Annotated in this window: 17 protein-coding genes; 9 read left to right on the forward strand and 8 right to left on the reverse strand. The window is 38.1% G+C overall.

Annotated elements, in window-relative coordinates:
- Nucleotides 1-80: 80 nt before the first annotated feature.
- From MVE01_RS05935 to MVE01_RS05955, 5 genes are all read right to left on the reverse strand, one after another.
- Nucleotides 81-1,619 (reverse strand): hypothetical protein, encoded by a 1,539-nt coding sequence (locus MVE01_RS05935; RefSeq protein ID WP_472561254.1) that lies wholly within the window; start codon nucleotides 1,617-1,619, stop codon nucleotides 81-83.
- Nucleotides 1,620-1,752: 133 nt separating this feature from the next.
- A complete protein-coding gene (locus MVE01_RS05940) occupies nucleotides 1,753-2,103 on the reverse strand; it encodes a hypothetical protein (RefSeq protein ID WP_472561255.1) in 351 nt (116 codons plus the stop codon).
- Nucleotides 2,104-2,288: 185 nt separating this feature from the next.
- Nucleotides 2,289-2,465 (reverse strand): hypothetical protein, encoded by a 177-nt coding sequence (locus MVE01_RS05945; protein WP_472561256.1) that lies wholly within the window; start codon nucleotides 2,463-2,465, stop codon nucleotides 2,289-2,291.
- A 141-nt stretch (nucleotides 2,466-2,606) separates the two neighbouring features.
- Complete coding sequence (locus MVE01_RS05950; RefSeq protein ID WP_472561257.1) at nucleotides 2,607-2,975, reverse strand: hypothetical protein; 369 nt, start codon at nucleotides 2,973-2,975, stop codon at nucleotides 2,607-2,609.
- 117 nt (nucleotides 2,976-3,092) lie between these two features.
- The gene (locus MVE01_RS05955; protein WP_472561258.1) at nucleotides 3,093-4,082 is read right to left on the reverse strand and encodes a tyrosine-type recombinase/integrase; all 990 of its coding nucleotides are present in this window, start codon (nucleotides 4,080-4,082) and stop codon (nucleotides 3,093-3,095) included.
- 106 nt (nucleotides 4,083-4,188) lie between these two features.
- Between MVE01_RS05955 and MVE01_RS05960 the strand changes: the two genes are divergently transcribed.
- The 4 genes from MVE01_RS05960 to MVE01_RS05975 all read left to right on the forward strand — a co-directional run bounded on the left by MVE01_RS05960 (nucleotide 4,189) and on the right by MVE01_RS05975 (nucleotide 7,733).
- A complete protein-coding gene (locus MVE01_RS05960; RefSeq protein ID WP_472561259.1) occupies nucleotides 4,189-4,389 on the forward strand; it encodes a helix-turn-helix domain-containing protein in 201 nt (66 codons plus the stop codon).
- A 4-nt stretch (nucleotides 4,390-4,393) separates the two neighbouring features.
- Entirely contained in the window at nucleotides 4,394-5,203 is an 810-nt protein-coding gene (locus tag MVE01_RS05965) for a topoisomerase DNA-binding C4 zinc finger domain-containing protein (protein ID WP_472561260.1), read from the forward strand.
- Nucleotides 5,204-5,662: 459 nt separating this feature from the next.
- Complete coding sequence (locus MVE01_RS05970) at nucleotides 5,663-6,991, forward strand: sulfurtransferase (protein ID WP_472561261.1); 1,329 nt, start codon at nucleotides 5,663-5,665, stop codon at nucleotides 6,989-6,991.
- Between the two features lie 151 nt (nucleotides 6,992-7,142).
- Entirely contained in the window at nucleotides 7,143-7,733 is a 591-nt protein-coding gene (locus tag MVE01_RS05975) for a superoxide dismutase (RefSeq protein WP_472561262.1), read from the forward strand.
- On the opposite strand, the gene MVE01_RS05980 is transcribed toward MVE01_RS05975, so the two are convergent.
- On the reverse strand, nucleotides 7,718-8,476 hold the full coding sequence (locus tag MVE01_RS05980; protein ID WP_472561263.1) for a TIGR01458 family HAD-type hydrolase: 759 nt from the start codon (nucleotides 8,474-8,476) through the stop codon (nucleotides 7,718-7,720). The genes MVE01_RS05975 and MVE01_RS05980 overlap by 16 nt on opposite strands.
- A 165-nt stretch (nucleotides 8,477-8,641) precedes the next feature.
- Here MVE01_RS05980 and sufB point away from each other — a divergent pair, with 165 nt between their 5' ends.
- Genes sufB through MVE01_RS06005 form a run of 5 tightly spaced genes read left to right on the forward strand, consistent with a single transcriptional unit; the run spans nucleotide 8,642 to nucleotide 12,937 of the window.
- Entirely contained in the window at nucleotides 8,642-10,075 is a 1,434-nt protein-coding gene (sufB, locus tag MVE01_RS05985) for a Fe-S cluster assembly protein SufB (RefSeq protein ID WP_472561264.1), read from the forward strand.
- Complete coding sequence (gene sufC, locus MVE01_RS05990) at nucleotides 10,072-10,827, forward strand: Fe-S cluster assembly ATPase SufC (RefSeq protein WP_472561265.1); 756 nt, start codon at nucleotides 10,072-10,074, stop codon at nucleotides 10,825-10,827. The genes sufB and sufC overlap by 4 nt, the downstream gene beginning before the upstream one ends.
- Nucleotides 10,824-12,014, forward strand: coding sequence for a SufD family Fe-S cluster assembly protein (locus MVE01_RS05995; protein WP_472561266.1), 1,191 nt, complete (start codon nucleotides 10,824-10,826; stop codon nucleotides 12,012-12,014). Before sufC ends, MVE01_RS05995 begins: the two co-directional genes overlap by 4 nt.
- A complete protein-coding gene (locus MVE01_RS06000; RefSeq protein ID WP_472561267.1) occupies nucleotides 12,011-12,442 on the forward strand; it encodes a SufE family protein in 432 nt (143 codons plus the stop codon). The genes MVE01_RS05995 and MVE01_RS06000 overlap by 4 nt, the downstream gene beginning before the upstream one ends.
- 12 nt (nucleotides 12,443-12,454) lie before the next feature.
- Nucleotides 12,455-12,937 carry a metal-sulfur cluster assembly factor gene (locus tag MVE01_RS06005; RefSeq protein WP_472561268.1) on the forward strand — a complete coding sequence of 161 codons (483 nt, stop codon included), beginning with the start codon at nucleotides 12,455-12,457 and terminating at the stop codon, nucleotides 12,935-12,937.
- Between the two features lie 16 nt (nucleotides 12,938-12,953).
- Here MVE01_RS06005 and MVE01_RS06010 read toward each other — a convergent pair whose 3' ends face one another.
- Together MVE01_RS06010 and MVE01_RS06015 are read right to left on the reverse strand one after the other, a co-directional pair.
- Nucleotides 12,954-14,066: an OprO/OprP family phosphate-selective porin gene (locus MVE01_RS06010; protein WP_472561269.1), complete on the reverse strand. Its 1,113-nt coding sequence runs from the start codon at nucleotides 14,064-14,066 to the stop codon at nucleotides 12,954-12,956.
- Nucleotides 14,063-15,541 (reverse strand): Pycsar system effector family protein, encoded by a 1,479-nt coding sequence (locus MVE01_RS06015; RefSeq protein WP_472561270.1) that lies wholly within the window; start codon nucleotides 15,539-15,541, stop codon nucleotides 14,063-14,065. The genes MVE01_RS06010 and MVE01_RS06015 overlap by 4 nt, the downstream gene beginning before the upstream one ends.
- Nucleotides 15,542-15,571: the final 30 nt, after the last annotated feature.

Raw genomic sequence — 15,571 nt, forward strand, 5'->3', positions numbered from 1 at the left:
TTCCTTTTATTTTAAATACTGTTCTTTTGGTTCCGCAAAAGAAACAAAACGGTTAAAAGCTATCGTAAACATTAAGATAATCATCGAAATACCCCTGATAACCTAGTAATAACATCATGGTATGCCCAAATAGACAATTTAATAAGCAACACGGCAAAATAAAGATTGAGAATTAGCATTATAATAGGACGCAAAACAGGTATAAACATCTTAAGACCTTTAGAAAGATCAATATGCTTACCAAAAGCAGTAAAACCAAGAGAACAAGAACCAGAAAAATGAACACGAGGAGCTTTTAAAGTATTAACCATAACCAATAAATCACCAAAATTAGTTTTATATGAAGATATAGCAGACTCTGCGGCATCTTTCATTTTACTAAAACCAGCATCCAAATCTTTTCCTAAACCAGAAAAATCACGATTCAAAGAAGCATTAATATCTCTTAAAATATCATTCGTTTCATTCAGATCAAGAGAAACATTAACATCAATAGAAAGATTAGAATCTTTAGAAGAAACACCAATAGAAACACCACCAGTACCATTATTATCAGAATTACCAGATCCTCCAGGACCATTAGAAGAACCATTGCCACCAGAATTGTTTTTATCAGGAGGATTATAAAAAGGTACACACTTATTTTGATTAATAGACCAATACTGATCCGTAGGGCAAGTATGATCAGGATTAGTACTATTATCATCAGGATTATGAGAAATAGGAATACACCTACCATCTAAATATATTTCATTCTTAGGACATTTTGAAGGTTCCGCAGCATAATAACAACAAGTAAGAGAAGTTTTTGAATCACTTAAAAAAGAGTAAGGAACAGTAAAAATATCATTATTACCTGCATGGGATTTACATAAAGGATCAGTTATGCCCTGCTCACGTAAAGGCAAATCATTAACAGAAGCAGGACATGAAGGTTTTTGACAAGACTGAACATGTGTAACAGGATCATATAAGGGAATACCATAATCACAAACACATTCTAACCGTTCCGGATCAGTAGAAACATTATGCATACCTGAAGGACAAGTTTTAGGAGCACCCGAAGAATTAGGATCAATAACACAAATATCAGGATCAGCATCATCAGGCTTTTGACCAACTGGACAAGACTTGTAATATGTTTTAGCTTGACAACAGGCACCCTGTGTTTGAACATACCAAGAAGCAGGATCACCAGTATTAGTATATGCAGGAGTAGAAGTTTCCTCTCCACAAGTATTTACACTATAAACAGCATTCCAAACATGAGTTGAATCATTAGTAGGAGAAGGATCATTAATTTCAGGTTCAGTACAAACAAAACACTCATAATTGTTAGTTGTAGTAAAATAATGATATCTAAGAAATGTACCACTATCATTATATTGGGCTACAGAGCGATCAATATGTTCTGTAAAAGTAGAGCCAGCAGAGATAGACTGCAACTGACCATTACCACAAACACGTCTAACACCCTCTTGTAAAGTAGAACCAGTACCGGTCTCTTTTTCAGGATCAGAAGAAACTAAACGCATAGAAGAATCAATACAACAATCAGAAGCACGTACAAAAACACCAAAAAAAACAATGAAAAAACCAAAAACAATCAATCTAAACATAATTATTTACCAGTAAACAAACCGTATGCAGCAAAGATCGGAGCGATCATAACAGCCAGATACACATAAATAGAAAAAACAGCATTAAAAGTAATGTCAGTAGAAAAGTCCATAATAGTCATAGATAGCCCTTTTATTTAGATATTTTGATAGATAAAAAACCAATTAAAAACAAAAAAGTAAATCCCAAAACATGAGCAAGAACAGCCATAAGATAAGACCACTCACTCTGGGACAAACCCGTTATTTTTAAATCGTTCTTCAAATGACACTCACTATTTTTATATTCATAACCAGATATAAAATCAGTTATTTTTGTTTTAGTATTACAATGAGAAGAATCATCAGATCGTTTTGTATAACACCAACCTTTAGAATTTTGATTAGGTTCAAGATCATAAACACATTGATTAGAAGCTTTTGTATAAAGATAATCAGCAGATGCAAAAGAAAACAATGAAACAAACAAAAATACAAAACGCATCAAAGTTCCTTAACCAATAGACCAACAGCTTTATTTACACCAAAAACAAATGCAAAGAAAGTCAAAAAAGCACCAAACAAAATCATAAAATTTTCATAATTTATTGTAAACTCAAGCATAATCACCCTTTAAATATTCTCGGAGAAACTCCGAGATAAATCCAAGTAAACTGGAAATTTTAAATGCTAACGCACAAGACTGATAGCTTTTTTAATGCCATAAAAGACACCCAATGCAACAAGAACAGCACCAGCAATCGTTTCATAGTTTGTAGTATCAATTGTAGGAGCAGTTAAAGCAGCATTAGCTACACCAGTAGCAGCGAGTACACCAAGACCAAGAACTTTTGAAAACTTTTTCATAATGAAAACCCTTCTATACGATTTAAAAATTTTTAAGACTTCCAACGTATAAATAGAAATCTTTTGGCATAAAGCCATCAAAGCCAACCACTCTTATTTTAAAAAGAGGTTTTTGAGAGATTGGCTTCAATGGATCTACATCTACTTACTATTTTTAGACATCAAAGCCGCAGCATTTTCGTAAGATGTAACCGTGTAAGAATCTTTACCAGCATCACGTGGTAAAGTACCAGTAATAACAAGCGATTTTTTCTGTTTTTGCAGATCACGCAAAAATGCATTAAATTTTTTGAGTTCATTATCCTCACACGGGATCTTAAACTCAACAATCGTTTCTTTTTCGATCAAACCATATTTTTCATCATCTTCCTGACTCACATTGACTGATTTGAGTTTTACGCTACCACTATATTTATTACCGTTCATATCTCCTGATGGAGTTACCTTGATACTTCTAATGTGATCTACTGCATACTCTGTTCTAAATCCTGTTTCTATAAGTTGTGACATAATATAGCTCCTTAATAGCCTTTAAATTTTTGATAGCTCACTGAAAGCCTATACCTACTTGATCTGGAGCTATCGCAAACCAAGCAACCTTTACGGACAAAGGGTATAGGCTAAATATCAATCACCTACCTTAGAAGATTTTTGATCAGAAAATAAAACCGCCTGAATAGATTCACCCAACTTAATAGCTTCGCTAAGCATTTCAACATGTTTTTCACCTTTAGATTTAAGATCGTCAAAAAGAATGTCAATAGAATCTTTAGCAACCTGTGGTTTAACATGCACATATCTTTTGGTTATTGCAGTATCCTGATGTCCAAGAACATAAGAAACATATTCAAGAGATACATTCAATTCATTTAAAAGATATGTAGCAAGAATATGACGGATATTATGTAAACGTGTATAAGAAAGATCATTGGCATCAAGCAATCTTTTCCAAGGTTTACGCAGATCAGTAAATTTATTACCAGTATTAGGATTAACAAAAACATAACCAGTAACGAAAACAGTTCCCTGATCTTCAATAGCACAAGCATAAAGAACTTTTAAACGCTCAACCATTTCGGAAGTAAGTTCATAAGAGAGGAACTTTTTTGATTTATTATGTGTAGCGGGATAATAAACTATACCTTGATTAAGATCAAGATATTCCCATTCAAGGTTAAGAACCTCCCCCAAACGTCTACCGTGTAGCAAGAAAAAGAAAATATCCTTATAAATAGGCTCTTTGGCATTTTTCAATGCAAGTAAGTACCTTTTTTGTAATTCAGGTGAGATCGTAACATAGAATTTATTGTCATATTTTGGGAGTTCTACATCACGTGGATAGATAGTACCGCTATACCAATCATTCTTTTTTGCAAAAGTATAAAGAGAAGAGATGAACTTTAAAATATTGCTGACTGTTTTAGGCTTCAAGCCCGAAACGTGCAGAGTATCAGCGAATTTTTGGTAATCTATGAAATTGATAGCGTTGATATGTCTATAACCGAAAACAGGCTTAATATGCTTTTCATAAGCAGAAACATAAGACTGAACCGTTTTAGGAGCTAAGGTAAGCTCTTTAGTCGGCATGTAAGAAAGATATATGTCATTTATTGTCATTGATAGCTCCTAATGCACATATATTGTGCATATATTATGAAAATGTAACGTATATGAACTTAAGACAATATGAAAAACGCACAATTATTGTGCAAAAAGGTAAAATATGACAAGACAAGAACTTGCTGACCTTATAGGAGTAAGTAGAAATACACTAAACACATGGGAAAAAGAAAAACCTGAATTAGTAAGACTTATTAATCTAGGATTACAAACAGACGTGCAAATAAGTGAAACTAGAAAACTACTTAAAAAGCTTGAAGAGATAGAAAAAAAAGCATCAAGCGGTAAATTTGAACTAAAGTAAAAAAATGACAATATTATTTTTTATAACCATAATAATGAGTACAATTATATTAATAACTACAATTATATTAATTATATTAAATAAAGAAAATCAAAAAACAACATATAAAAAATCATTTCATAAACCATACAAAGAATATACATCATTTGAACAAAAAGAGAAAACACTCAATTCATGCCCAAGATGTAATATAGGTACACTAGTAATAAGAAAATCAAAAAAAACAAACACAAAATACACAACAAATACTTTTATAGGATGTAACAGATATCCAAAATGCAAATATACACAAAAAATAAAAAAAACAGAAGCAAATAAAGAACAAGAAACAACAAATAAAATTAAAAAATATTCTAAAGAATGGTCAGAAGCAAAGAAAAAAATAAATAATTCACACAAAATAAAAAAAACAAGTTACAAAGAAAAAATAATAAAAGGTGCAGAATATGAAGAATATGTAGCCAAAGTATACAGATCAAGAGGATATCATGTAACTGAATACGGTAAAAAAATGGGAAAAAAAGATCATGGTATTGATTTAATAGCAAAAAAAGAAAAACACCTAGTCCTAATACAATGCAAAAACTGGGAAGAAAATGGAAAATGGAAAATCACACATAAAGATATAAAAGTATTTCAATCAGAAGCAAGACTTTTTGTAGAAAATAAACCATTATTAAGAAATTGCCTATTAAATGCAAGATATACAATATCAGGAAATTTCATACATGAATCAGCAATTAAACACTTAGAAGAAATGCAAAAAATAGGAAAAAGAATAGATTACGAAATTATTGAAATGCCAAACTATTAAAACCCGAACAACTTTTGTTAAGTAGACAAGGGGAAGCACATTCGTGGTGCCGCTCCGCGTCACCGCCGAATGTGTTTCCCTCGACAACTTATTAAAATCAACAATATTTAAACCGCACCAGATAAGAGGACAGCCCTCACGCCTTATCAGTTGTGTGAACATTTTTCTATTCAGAAAAATCGTCCTAATAAAAAGCAATATAATTTGATTAACATAATGAGAGTTCTATAGAAAGAAAGAAAAAAAATACAATTAATGTAAGTAAAGACAGCAAAAAACCAATTCTTATGGCTCATAACCCGAAGGTCGGAAGTTCAAATCTTCCTCCCGCAACCAATTTAACCCCTATTATTTTCCTTTCTATCAAACAAAAATCAAAAATTAACATATCGGTAATACTACTACGAAATAATCATTCAGGCTATTTTAGCTTAATATATAGAATAGAGAGGAAAAAGAATGAAAACATATACAAAAGGAATAGCTGTAATAGTGCTATTGATCGGGCTCACGGGTTGTCAACCAGATAATTATGATGATAGAACATCAGGTATTATTACTGCAAAGACTTTAAGCTCATACATAAGCAATTGGAAAGCAAACAGACCAGAAGGTACAACAGGTCGTCTTATTATTGTACAGGCAGGGGCAACATCATCAGGAAAGTTTTTAAAACATGACGATAAAGACGTCGCAGTGTATGAAATACCCGCCGGTGGTGCTTGCGACCCATCATATAGACGTTTTGACGGAATGGCAAACATACCTGGTGCCTTATTGTCCGGGAAATATGTAGATGGTATGATCAGTACTTTCAACATGGATCCAACAAAAGACTTTATTGTATTTGCTGTAGGTAAAGGCTCAACTACAATGCGTGAAATAATTCGCTCATGGTGGGTACTCAAATACTGGGGTTGGGATGATAAGCGTATAGCTGTCCTCAATGGTTCAGTGGATTATGATTTTTCAAAATCAAGCGGATTGTCCAACTATCTGGTAGATCACGCAGATATGCCTCCAGTAAAACTTGGTGATGATGGAATGCCTGAAATGCATAATGGAAAGATGATACCTATAGCACCTTTTTATTCTATGAAAACGGTTCATAATCTTCAACCACATATACAGGTTTATATTGCTGAAATGATGAAACTTGCAGCAAAAGACAATAAAAAAGGCTACTTTATTGCAGATGCACGCGGAACTAAGGAATATAGAGCAGAAAAACCTTCACGATTCAGTGATGATTTACTCTGTGGACCAAATAAAAATGAAAAATGTCTTATGCCTTTACAGGGACATATAAGAGGTGCTGTGGATGTTCCTTATACAGATTTTATTATCATGGATGACCAAAAAGAAGATATAAATAATGATGGGAAAATTGACAGCAAAGATGCTTCATATAAATTCAGATCACCAGCAGTTTCAGAAAAAATCTTTCAGGAAAAAGGATACAAAGATGGTGATGAACTTATTACATATTGTCGTTCAGGTCGTAAAGCTACGGTTGTAAATCTTGTTGCGGATGTCTTAGGATATGCTCCAAGAATGTATGACGGTTCTTGGGTACAATGGGGTGAAATGGCAGGAGGAAGAACAGATGTTGATGGAAATGAGATCCTTCCAAAAGGAAGCTATTTAGATCTTGATAATCCTAAATACACTACTGTTATAAAACGTATGGAACCGGAATACACACAACCCAGTTCTATTTATGATATTGATTTAGATGCAAGAACATCTAATAAGATCATAGAAGAAGATAAAGCATATATGCAATAGGAGCATATGCGAGAGGAGCATAAACACTCCTCTCTTCAAATTCATCTTTTCAGTATCTGTATCATCCATACTCCACATACATTCCACACATTCTATCTATGATAAAAATATAAACTGTATTCTTTTAAGAATATATAAAAAAGGATCTCCCATGGTACATGTATTGATGGATCTACCGTTTGATAAGAGCGCAATGGAACCCTATATTTCCAAAGAAACAATGGAATATCATCACGGCAAACACCATGCCGGATATGTCAAGAAACTCAATACCTTGATAAAAAATACAACCTATGAAAAGATGTCTCTTGAAGAAATCATCATGACTGCAGACGGCGGAATATTTAACAACGCTGCTCAGGTTTATAATCATGACTTTTACTTTAACGGTCTAAGAAGCAGCAAAAGTGCTCCTTCTACCGCACTGGCAACACTAATTGAACTGGATTTCAGTACGATGGAGACTTTAAAAAAAGCGTTCCTTGAAGCTGCTTCGGGTCTTTTTGGATCAGGGTGGACATGGCTAAGTATAAACACACAGGGCAACTTGGAAATAGAGACATTCTCCAATGCAGGAAACCCTTTACTTTCAGGGCATACTCCCCTACTCACCTGTGATGTCTGGGAACATGCCTATTACATAGATTACAGAAATGCAAGAGCTGAGTATCTTGAAAAATGGTGGGCGCTGATCAACTGGGATTTCGTCTCAGAAAATCTGGCTGCCTATACCAACAAATAAGAGTATAATGCTGTAATATCCCCGATCACTATATCCGGAGTAATACCCGTTTCCAGATCAGATGTCTGAAATTTGCCTGTTCTTACCAGTGCAGCTTTCAGCCCTGCATCCTGTGCACCTTGAATGTCAGAGACGATATCATCCCCTATCATTAATACCTCTTCAGGCTTTAGTCCCATGGAAGCCACGGCAAGATGGAAAAAATCCCTGCTTGGCTTGCCTATGAGTTTTGCTTCTACACCTGCTGCAAATTCAAGTGCTGCAATGAATCCGCCTGCATCCATGGAGAGTGTACCATCAACCTCTTTAAAATACCTGTTCTTTGCAGCGGCAATAAGTGCTGCACCCTTTTGTAAGTGTTTGAAGGCTCCATTGAGTTTTGTATAGCTAAAATTGAGATGAGCATCCCCTATAACCACAAAATCGGGTTTCTCCGATTTGAGATCATTGAACCACGCATCTGCTTCATCTGTCAGAACTGTATAGACTGAACCCTTTTGAGAACTGATATACGCTTTTGTAGCATCCAAAGCTGTAAAAAGTTCTTCTGTCTTTACAGAAAAGCCCAGACGGTTTAACTTTTCGACCATTGCAAGGGGTGTCTTTCTGGTTGTATTGGTAAGAAAACGCATCGGATACTTCTTTTGCAGTACCGATATAGCATTCTCTGCACCCGGAATGACCTTTTCCCCTACATACAGCACCCCACCAATATCGAATAATAATCCTTTAATATTTTTCATGCAGAATCCTTTTTATGGTTTCATACCTCATTATACTATGAATTGAATAATGTAAAATAAGAGTCTTTTTATCTTATTTAAGAAAAAAACCTTGACCACTTAATCTATTTGTGCTATAAATAAGTATAGATAAGTATAACTATCTCCCATGAAGGAGCAAATATAATGGCAAATAAAGAACTAGACAATGTCGTATCTGGCGACTACAAACTCGGCTTTGAAGTTGATATTGAGACTGAGACCGTACCACCGGGACTGGATGAGGATACCATTCGTTTTATTTCCAAGAAGAAAGAAGAACCCCAATGGATGACAGAACTTCGTCTCAAGGCATTTGCCAAATGGCAGACAATGGAAGAACCCCACTGGGCACATTTGGAGTATGAACCTATAGACTACCAATCCATCTCCTACTTCTCTGCACCCAAAACAGCACCTGAAAGTCTGGATGAGGTTGATCCCAAAATACTTGAAGCCTATAAAAAACTGGGCATCCCTCTGGATGAACAGAAACAGCTTCAGGGCATTGCCGTAGATGCAGTCTTTGATTCTGTTTCGGTCAAAACCACCTATTCTGAAGAGCTTAACAAACACGGCATTATCTTCTGTTCCATTTCCGAAGCTATACAGGATCACCCTGAACTCATTAAGAAATATATGTTCTCGGTTGTGCCCATGAGTGACAACTATTTTGCAGCACTCAATTCCGCAGTCTTTACAGATGGTACCTTTGTTTACATCCCCAGGGGGGTACGCTGTCCCATGGAACTGAGTACTTACTTCAGGATCAATGCACTCAATACAGGGCAGTTCGAACGTACACTCATCGTAGCTGATGAAGGTGCTTACGTCTCATACAATGAAGGGTGTTCTGCTCCCACACGTGATGAGCACCAGCTTCATGCTGCCGTGGTCGAGCTCATTACCATGAAAGATGCAGAGATCAAATACTCTACGATACAGAACTGGTATCCCGGAGATGAGACGGGCAAGGGGGGGATCTACAACTTTGTTACCAAAAGAGGTCTCTGCAAGGGAGACAACTCCAAGATATCATGGACACAGGTGGAGACAGGTTCTGCCATTACATGGAAATACCCAAGCTGCATCCTCAAGGGAGACAACTCAGTTGGAGAATTCTACTCTGTAGCGGTTACCACTCTGGCACAACAGGCAGATACCGGTACCAAAATGATACATTTGGGCAAGAACACTACTTCTACCATCATTTCCAAAGGGATCTCTGCCATGAAAGGGCAGAACACATATAGAGGCTTGGTCAAAGTAGGTGCCCAGGCCGATGGTGCACGGAACTACTCCGAGTGTGACTCACTGCTCATTGGCGATCAGTGCGGTGCCCATACTTTCCCCTACCTGGAATCCAAAGATACCCAGGGGCAGATAGAGCATGAGGCAACCACTTCAAAGATCAGTGATGAGCAGCTTTTCTACCTGCGCCAACGTGGGATCAGAGAAGAAGATGCGGTCTCTATGATCGTACATGGTTTCTGTAAAGAGGTCTTCAGCCAACTCCCTATGGAGTATGCGGTGGAAGCAAAGGCATTATTAGAATTAACATTGGAAGGAAGCGTAGGATGAGTAAAGTGTTACAGATCAAAGATCTACATGCAAAAATTGGGAATAAAGAAATATTAAAGGGGTTGAGTCTTGACCTTGAAGCAGGAAAAGTACATGCGATCATGGGACCCAACGGTGCGGGAAAATCCACACTCTCAAAAGCTATTGTAGGACATTATGATGTAGAAGTGACTGAGGGGGACATCCTCTATAAAGGCAAAAGCATTAAAGAGATGGAGCCTGAAGAGCGGGCACTTGAAGGGATATTCCTCAGTTTTCAGAATCCTGTGGAGATACCGGGTGTCAACAATGCCTACTTCCTCAGAACCGCACTCAATGCAAAACGCAAACATGAGGGTAAAGAGGAACTCAATGCGGCGGAATTCCTCAGAGCCATGAAACAGCACCTTCAGGAACTTGGTATGAAGTCCGATATGATAAGCCGCTCACTCAATGAAGGCTTCTCCGGCGGAGAGAAAAAACGTAACGAGATCCTGCAGATGCTCATACTCGAACCGGACGTCATCATACTAGATGAGATCGATTCGGGCTTGGATATCGATGCACTCAGAGCGGTCTCTGAAGGTATCAACAAAATGAAGAATGGCAAACGTACTTTTCTTGTCATTACCCACTACTCCCGCATTTTGGATTATATCGAGCCTGACTATATCCATGTACTCAAAGAGGGACGTATCATTAAAACTGCAGGCGCTGAACTGGTTGCCAAACTTGAAGAAGAAGGATATGACGCTATAGAGGAAGCGCAATGAAGCCAAACAGATTAAAAGGCAAAAGCACACAGGAGCTTGCAGCACTTTTACATGTCAAAGGAAGAGACCAGCTGCTTGAGAAGTTCGTCTCACTGGGTCTACCTGACAAAAAGAGTGAGGAGTACCGCTATTTTGACATAGAAAAACTTCTGGATGCAGACTATAGAACACTCGACTACATCCCAAAATCTCTACAAGAAGGGAAGAAAATAGAGATCGTCGACGGTGTGGTCACTACTGCTCCCAAAGGACTGCGTATCTACTATGAACAGTGTGATGCGATGGATATGGATCATTTTGACCCACTCTATTATCTGGGTCACATCCTCAATCCCAATGTCATCAAAATAGAGATAGACGGAGATGCAGAGTTGGAGCTTGTACACCGTTTTACACAAAGCAATGCCCTTATTGCCTACCGTATCGTACTGTTGAACCAAAGTAACCGGCATGCCACACTCTATGAACGTTTTGAAGAGGATAATATAGCCGATACTCTGGTACTCTACGGGTATGATATGCATATTGCACAGGATTCAACGCTCAGAGTCGTGAAAACCCAACATATGCAAAAGCAGCGGTATGCCATGGTCGCTTCCCACAGGATCAATGTCTCCCAACGTGCCAATGCACTGCTTAAAAGCTTTGATCTTGGAGGTGACCTCGGTCTTCAGATGCTCAAGGTCAACTTGGAGAGCTATGCCCATGTGGAAGCTGGACATCTGCTCTATCTGAATCATGCATCAAGACGTGGTACGGTCTCCAAGATCATACATCAAGGAGAGCACTCTACCTCGCAGCAAGAGGCAAAAAATATTCTCGACGGCAATGCCAGAGGGATCTTCGATGCACTGATCAAGGTGGAACACTCTGCCAAGTACACCAAAGCACATCAGAACTCCAAAGCGATCCTCCTTCATGAAGATGCCTATATGGTGTCAAAACCCCAACTGGAGATCTACATCGATGAGCTGGAAGCAAGTCACGGTTCAACCACAGGACAGCTTGATGAAAAACAGCTCTTCTACCTTCGCTCCCGTGGCATCAGTTATGTAGAAGCCAGAAAGATGCTTGTCATCGCCTTTGCCAATACCCTCATAGAGACAGTGAAAGACAGCCGGCATCAGGAGCAGATAAGCGCGTTATTTGAAGAAGCATTTTACAGTGCACATAAGGAATTGTCATGAATATGGAAGAAACCGTAGCACACTATAAAGAAGATTTTGATCTCTTCCCTGATGCCAATGACAAAATAGAATACATCTTTGATCTGGGCAAAAAACATACCACCCTTGACGAAGCGGAAAAAAACGATGAGACCTTTGTAGAAGGGTGCGCCTCTGCTGCGTGGCTTACAGGCGAATGTAAAGATGGAAAGCTCATCTTGCGGGGTGAAGGGACTTCTGAAATGGCAAAAGGCATGCTAACGCTGCTGCTCGATATCTTCAGTAACCGTACCCCTGATGAAATACTGGCTTTCGATCCTGCCAAACTACATGAAATGGGAGTAGTGGAACTTCTTTCCCCTGTACGGCAACAGAGTCTGGAGGCTTTTTTGAAAAAAGTCTATACCTATGCACAAAAGTGCAGTGAAGAATTAAAAATTAAAAATTAAAAAGAGAGCAAGATGGATATTAACAATATTAAAGAGACGGATATTCCTACCACTGCAGAAGAGCTGAAAGCCTATGAAGAGAAATTCGGTAGTAGTACACAAATAGTAGGCGGTGTAGACAGCCGTTTCGATGTGACAGAAGAGAAATGCTTCAAACCTGAGAATGCCCAAGCCGATGAGGCGATGAAAGAGAAGGTCATAGAACAGCTTAAAAGCATTTACGATCCTGAACTTCCTGTAGATATTTACAATCTTGGACTCATCTATGAAGTAGACTGCTGGAAGAATCCTGTTACCAAGCTAAGTGACTGCAAGGTGACCATGACCCTTACCTCTGCAACCTGCTCAATGTCTGAAGTCATCGTTGATCTGGTCAGATCCATCCCTTCGCGCATGGATGGTCTGGAAGCTTTGGATGTGGAGCTGGTATTCGACCCTCCGTGGAGTCAGGAAAAAATGAGCGATGAAGCCAAACTTGCGATGGGATTGCTTTAGTAATTAGAATTGGTGTTTAAAAATCGTATTGTGCTCTTAGTTGGAAGACATTTGCATCTTTTGATTTTCCTGTCAATTCATCAGCATACGTATACTCAGCCATCAGACGTAAATTGGATTTCAAATACCAGTTTACGTCCAATGATAGGTCACGCTCCTTTCCGCCATTTTCATCTTTGTCACTTAGGTCAAGCTGTGTCACACGTAATGCTACTTCAACTGCGCCATATCCACCTTTATCAACAGGCTTAAGTGGCTTTACACGGGAAAATACGGCGGATTTTGCTTTGTATTTTCGGGACTCTCCGGTAAGAAACCAGCTCGCCTGTGCATACCATCCGCTAAAATTATAGGTAACGAATTGTTTTGCTATAGCATATGCAACATACTCTCCCTGAAAAGAAAATGCACCAGAAACAAGAGCGCTCTCCAAGCCTATACGCTTTGTATGGTCAACCTTTTTTACCTTTGTCTTGATGAAGGAGCCTTTATACAAACTCGACCCAATATCTGATGAGAGTTTTACCGAGTCCTTGTCGTGGGTTGTATAGGAGGCAGATAATCCCACATGATATATCTGATCTTTGGAAACAATCTTTGTATATGTTACCCGTCCGACCAGAGAGTTCTCTCCTTGTTTATGGTCTATTGCTTCATCAAGAGATTTGCCAAATCCTCCCAATGCATAGGTCACTACATTATTATCACTCTTTTGATACCCCTTGATTAGAAGACCTATCTTTCGAGAATTATAGAAGTCTGCTAAAGCACGTTCCATAAAGGTATTGTATTTTGAGCTTGTAAGTGCTTCCAATCCAAAAGGTTCTTTAATATTTCCAGCATAGATCATCCAGCCGGGAAATCCTGTATATTTGAGATACACATCTTTCCAGTCATTTTTGCCGGTAAAGCTATACTCCAACTCATAAGATAAATACTTTGTTATATCGCCTTTCAGGTAGACACGTGCTCGACGAATTTTACTATCATGATAGCTATGCCCACTATCATCTATCCATGCCGTATCAGCCACGATCTGTCCACCAGCTTCAATCTTACTTTCTCCTCTCTCAAACGTGGCAGCATGAGCATAAAGTATAAAAGAACATAAGATGATTACTATTTTCACTTTTTCTCCTTCATTGATGACGTGTTTGTATCAATTATACTGTAATTGGCTCCGTGTGTGGAAATACTTCCGTCATCATCGACGACCAAAATGCGACCGTCAGGAAGTGTCGCAAGACCCTCGGCATACCCAAGATTAGAGATATCCTTGATCTTTTTCACTTGATTTTTGTCCTTATTCCAAAACCATAGACTAAAACTCTCATTCTTTCGGCTGCCGACGCTTCCTCCAGAGATCCAATACCCTTGTTTCTTTTCATCCCAGCTCATGCCGCGAATCCCGTGTCCTTGCAGATCCAATAAAATGGGACCTTTCAAGTGAGGTTTTTCATGCTTATCAAAGACACCATTGGGGTTTGTAAGAGTCACGACAGGCGCTTTTCCGTCAATCAGAGGACTTCTAAACCCGATCAATAGTGTTTTGCTTTTTTTATCCCAAGTAAGTGCTTCAATATTTATCTGTTTCTTTCGTGAACCATACTTTAAATCAGCAAGTGCCTGCTTGAATTTCGGGTGCAATAACGAAAGTTTATCAAGAAGACCATGATAGAGTTTCAGAGTGTCTATTTTGCCGTTATGATAGTCAAAACGCACAATCTGTTCACGCGCTTTTTTACGTTTACGTGATTTGTTGGTACTGTGTGATGTGATCGCATAGATTCTGTCATGACCATCGTTCGTCACACCCTCAACATCCCGTACCTTTTTCTTAAGTATCTTTTTGATTTTTTTATCCATAACAGGTGTGCCAAGCTCACTCACAGTATTATCATTGTTTGCTTTTACCAGATGCATGGTATTTAAACTTTCATCTTCCATAAGCAAGACTTTACCATCCGTTAGCAAAGTAGCTCCCGATGGTTCAAATATCTTTTCAAACTGCTTAGGCGGTGCAAGTTCCTTTTCCATTTTAACCATAGAAAATACAACAAACACCGTACTGATCAGCAACCCCAATGCAAATGCCGCATACGCACGCCTAAGCCACTTATATTTTATGGCGATTTCAACACCCAAAATATAAAAATGTTTAATGAGATGTTCATAGATGTCTTCTTTATTTTTGAGGACTCCTTTAACATTTTGGACATATTCGTTTGGATCCATATTTGCCATATCTTGATAGTATAAAATACTATTGAACTCCTCAAGAGACCCTTTCTTTATCAACTGTTTTTTATATCTAGGGTGAATAGCCATCGCAGCCAGTGCTATGGAGATCAAAGCGGTGATGATGATTGAAATAAAAGGATATATCATATCAGGATTGCTTAGATACACACCCGAAGCTGTAACCATAACGGTCAATATAAATCCGTTAACCGAGATCAAAATACTCGCTTTTGAATCTGCCAAAGAGGTGAGATCCAGATTTGAACGCAAGGCATTTCGAAAGAAGGTCTCCGTCGTACGGGATTCTTTTTCTTTTTTTTTGATGCTTTTGACGCTCCTTTGCGTATCCATACTTTGGGTCAAAATTTCCTCCTTTTTCTAAATTTGAATTGC

It is taken from the genome of Sulfurovum sp., from assembly GCA_026990595.1.
Taxonomy (GTDB): Bacteria; Campylobacterota; Campylobacteria; order Campylobacterales; family Sulfurovaceae; genus Sulfurovum.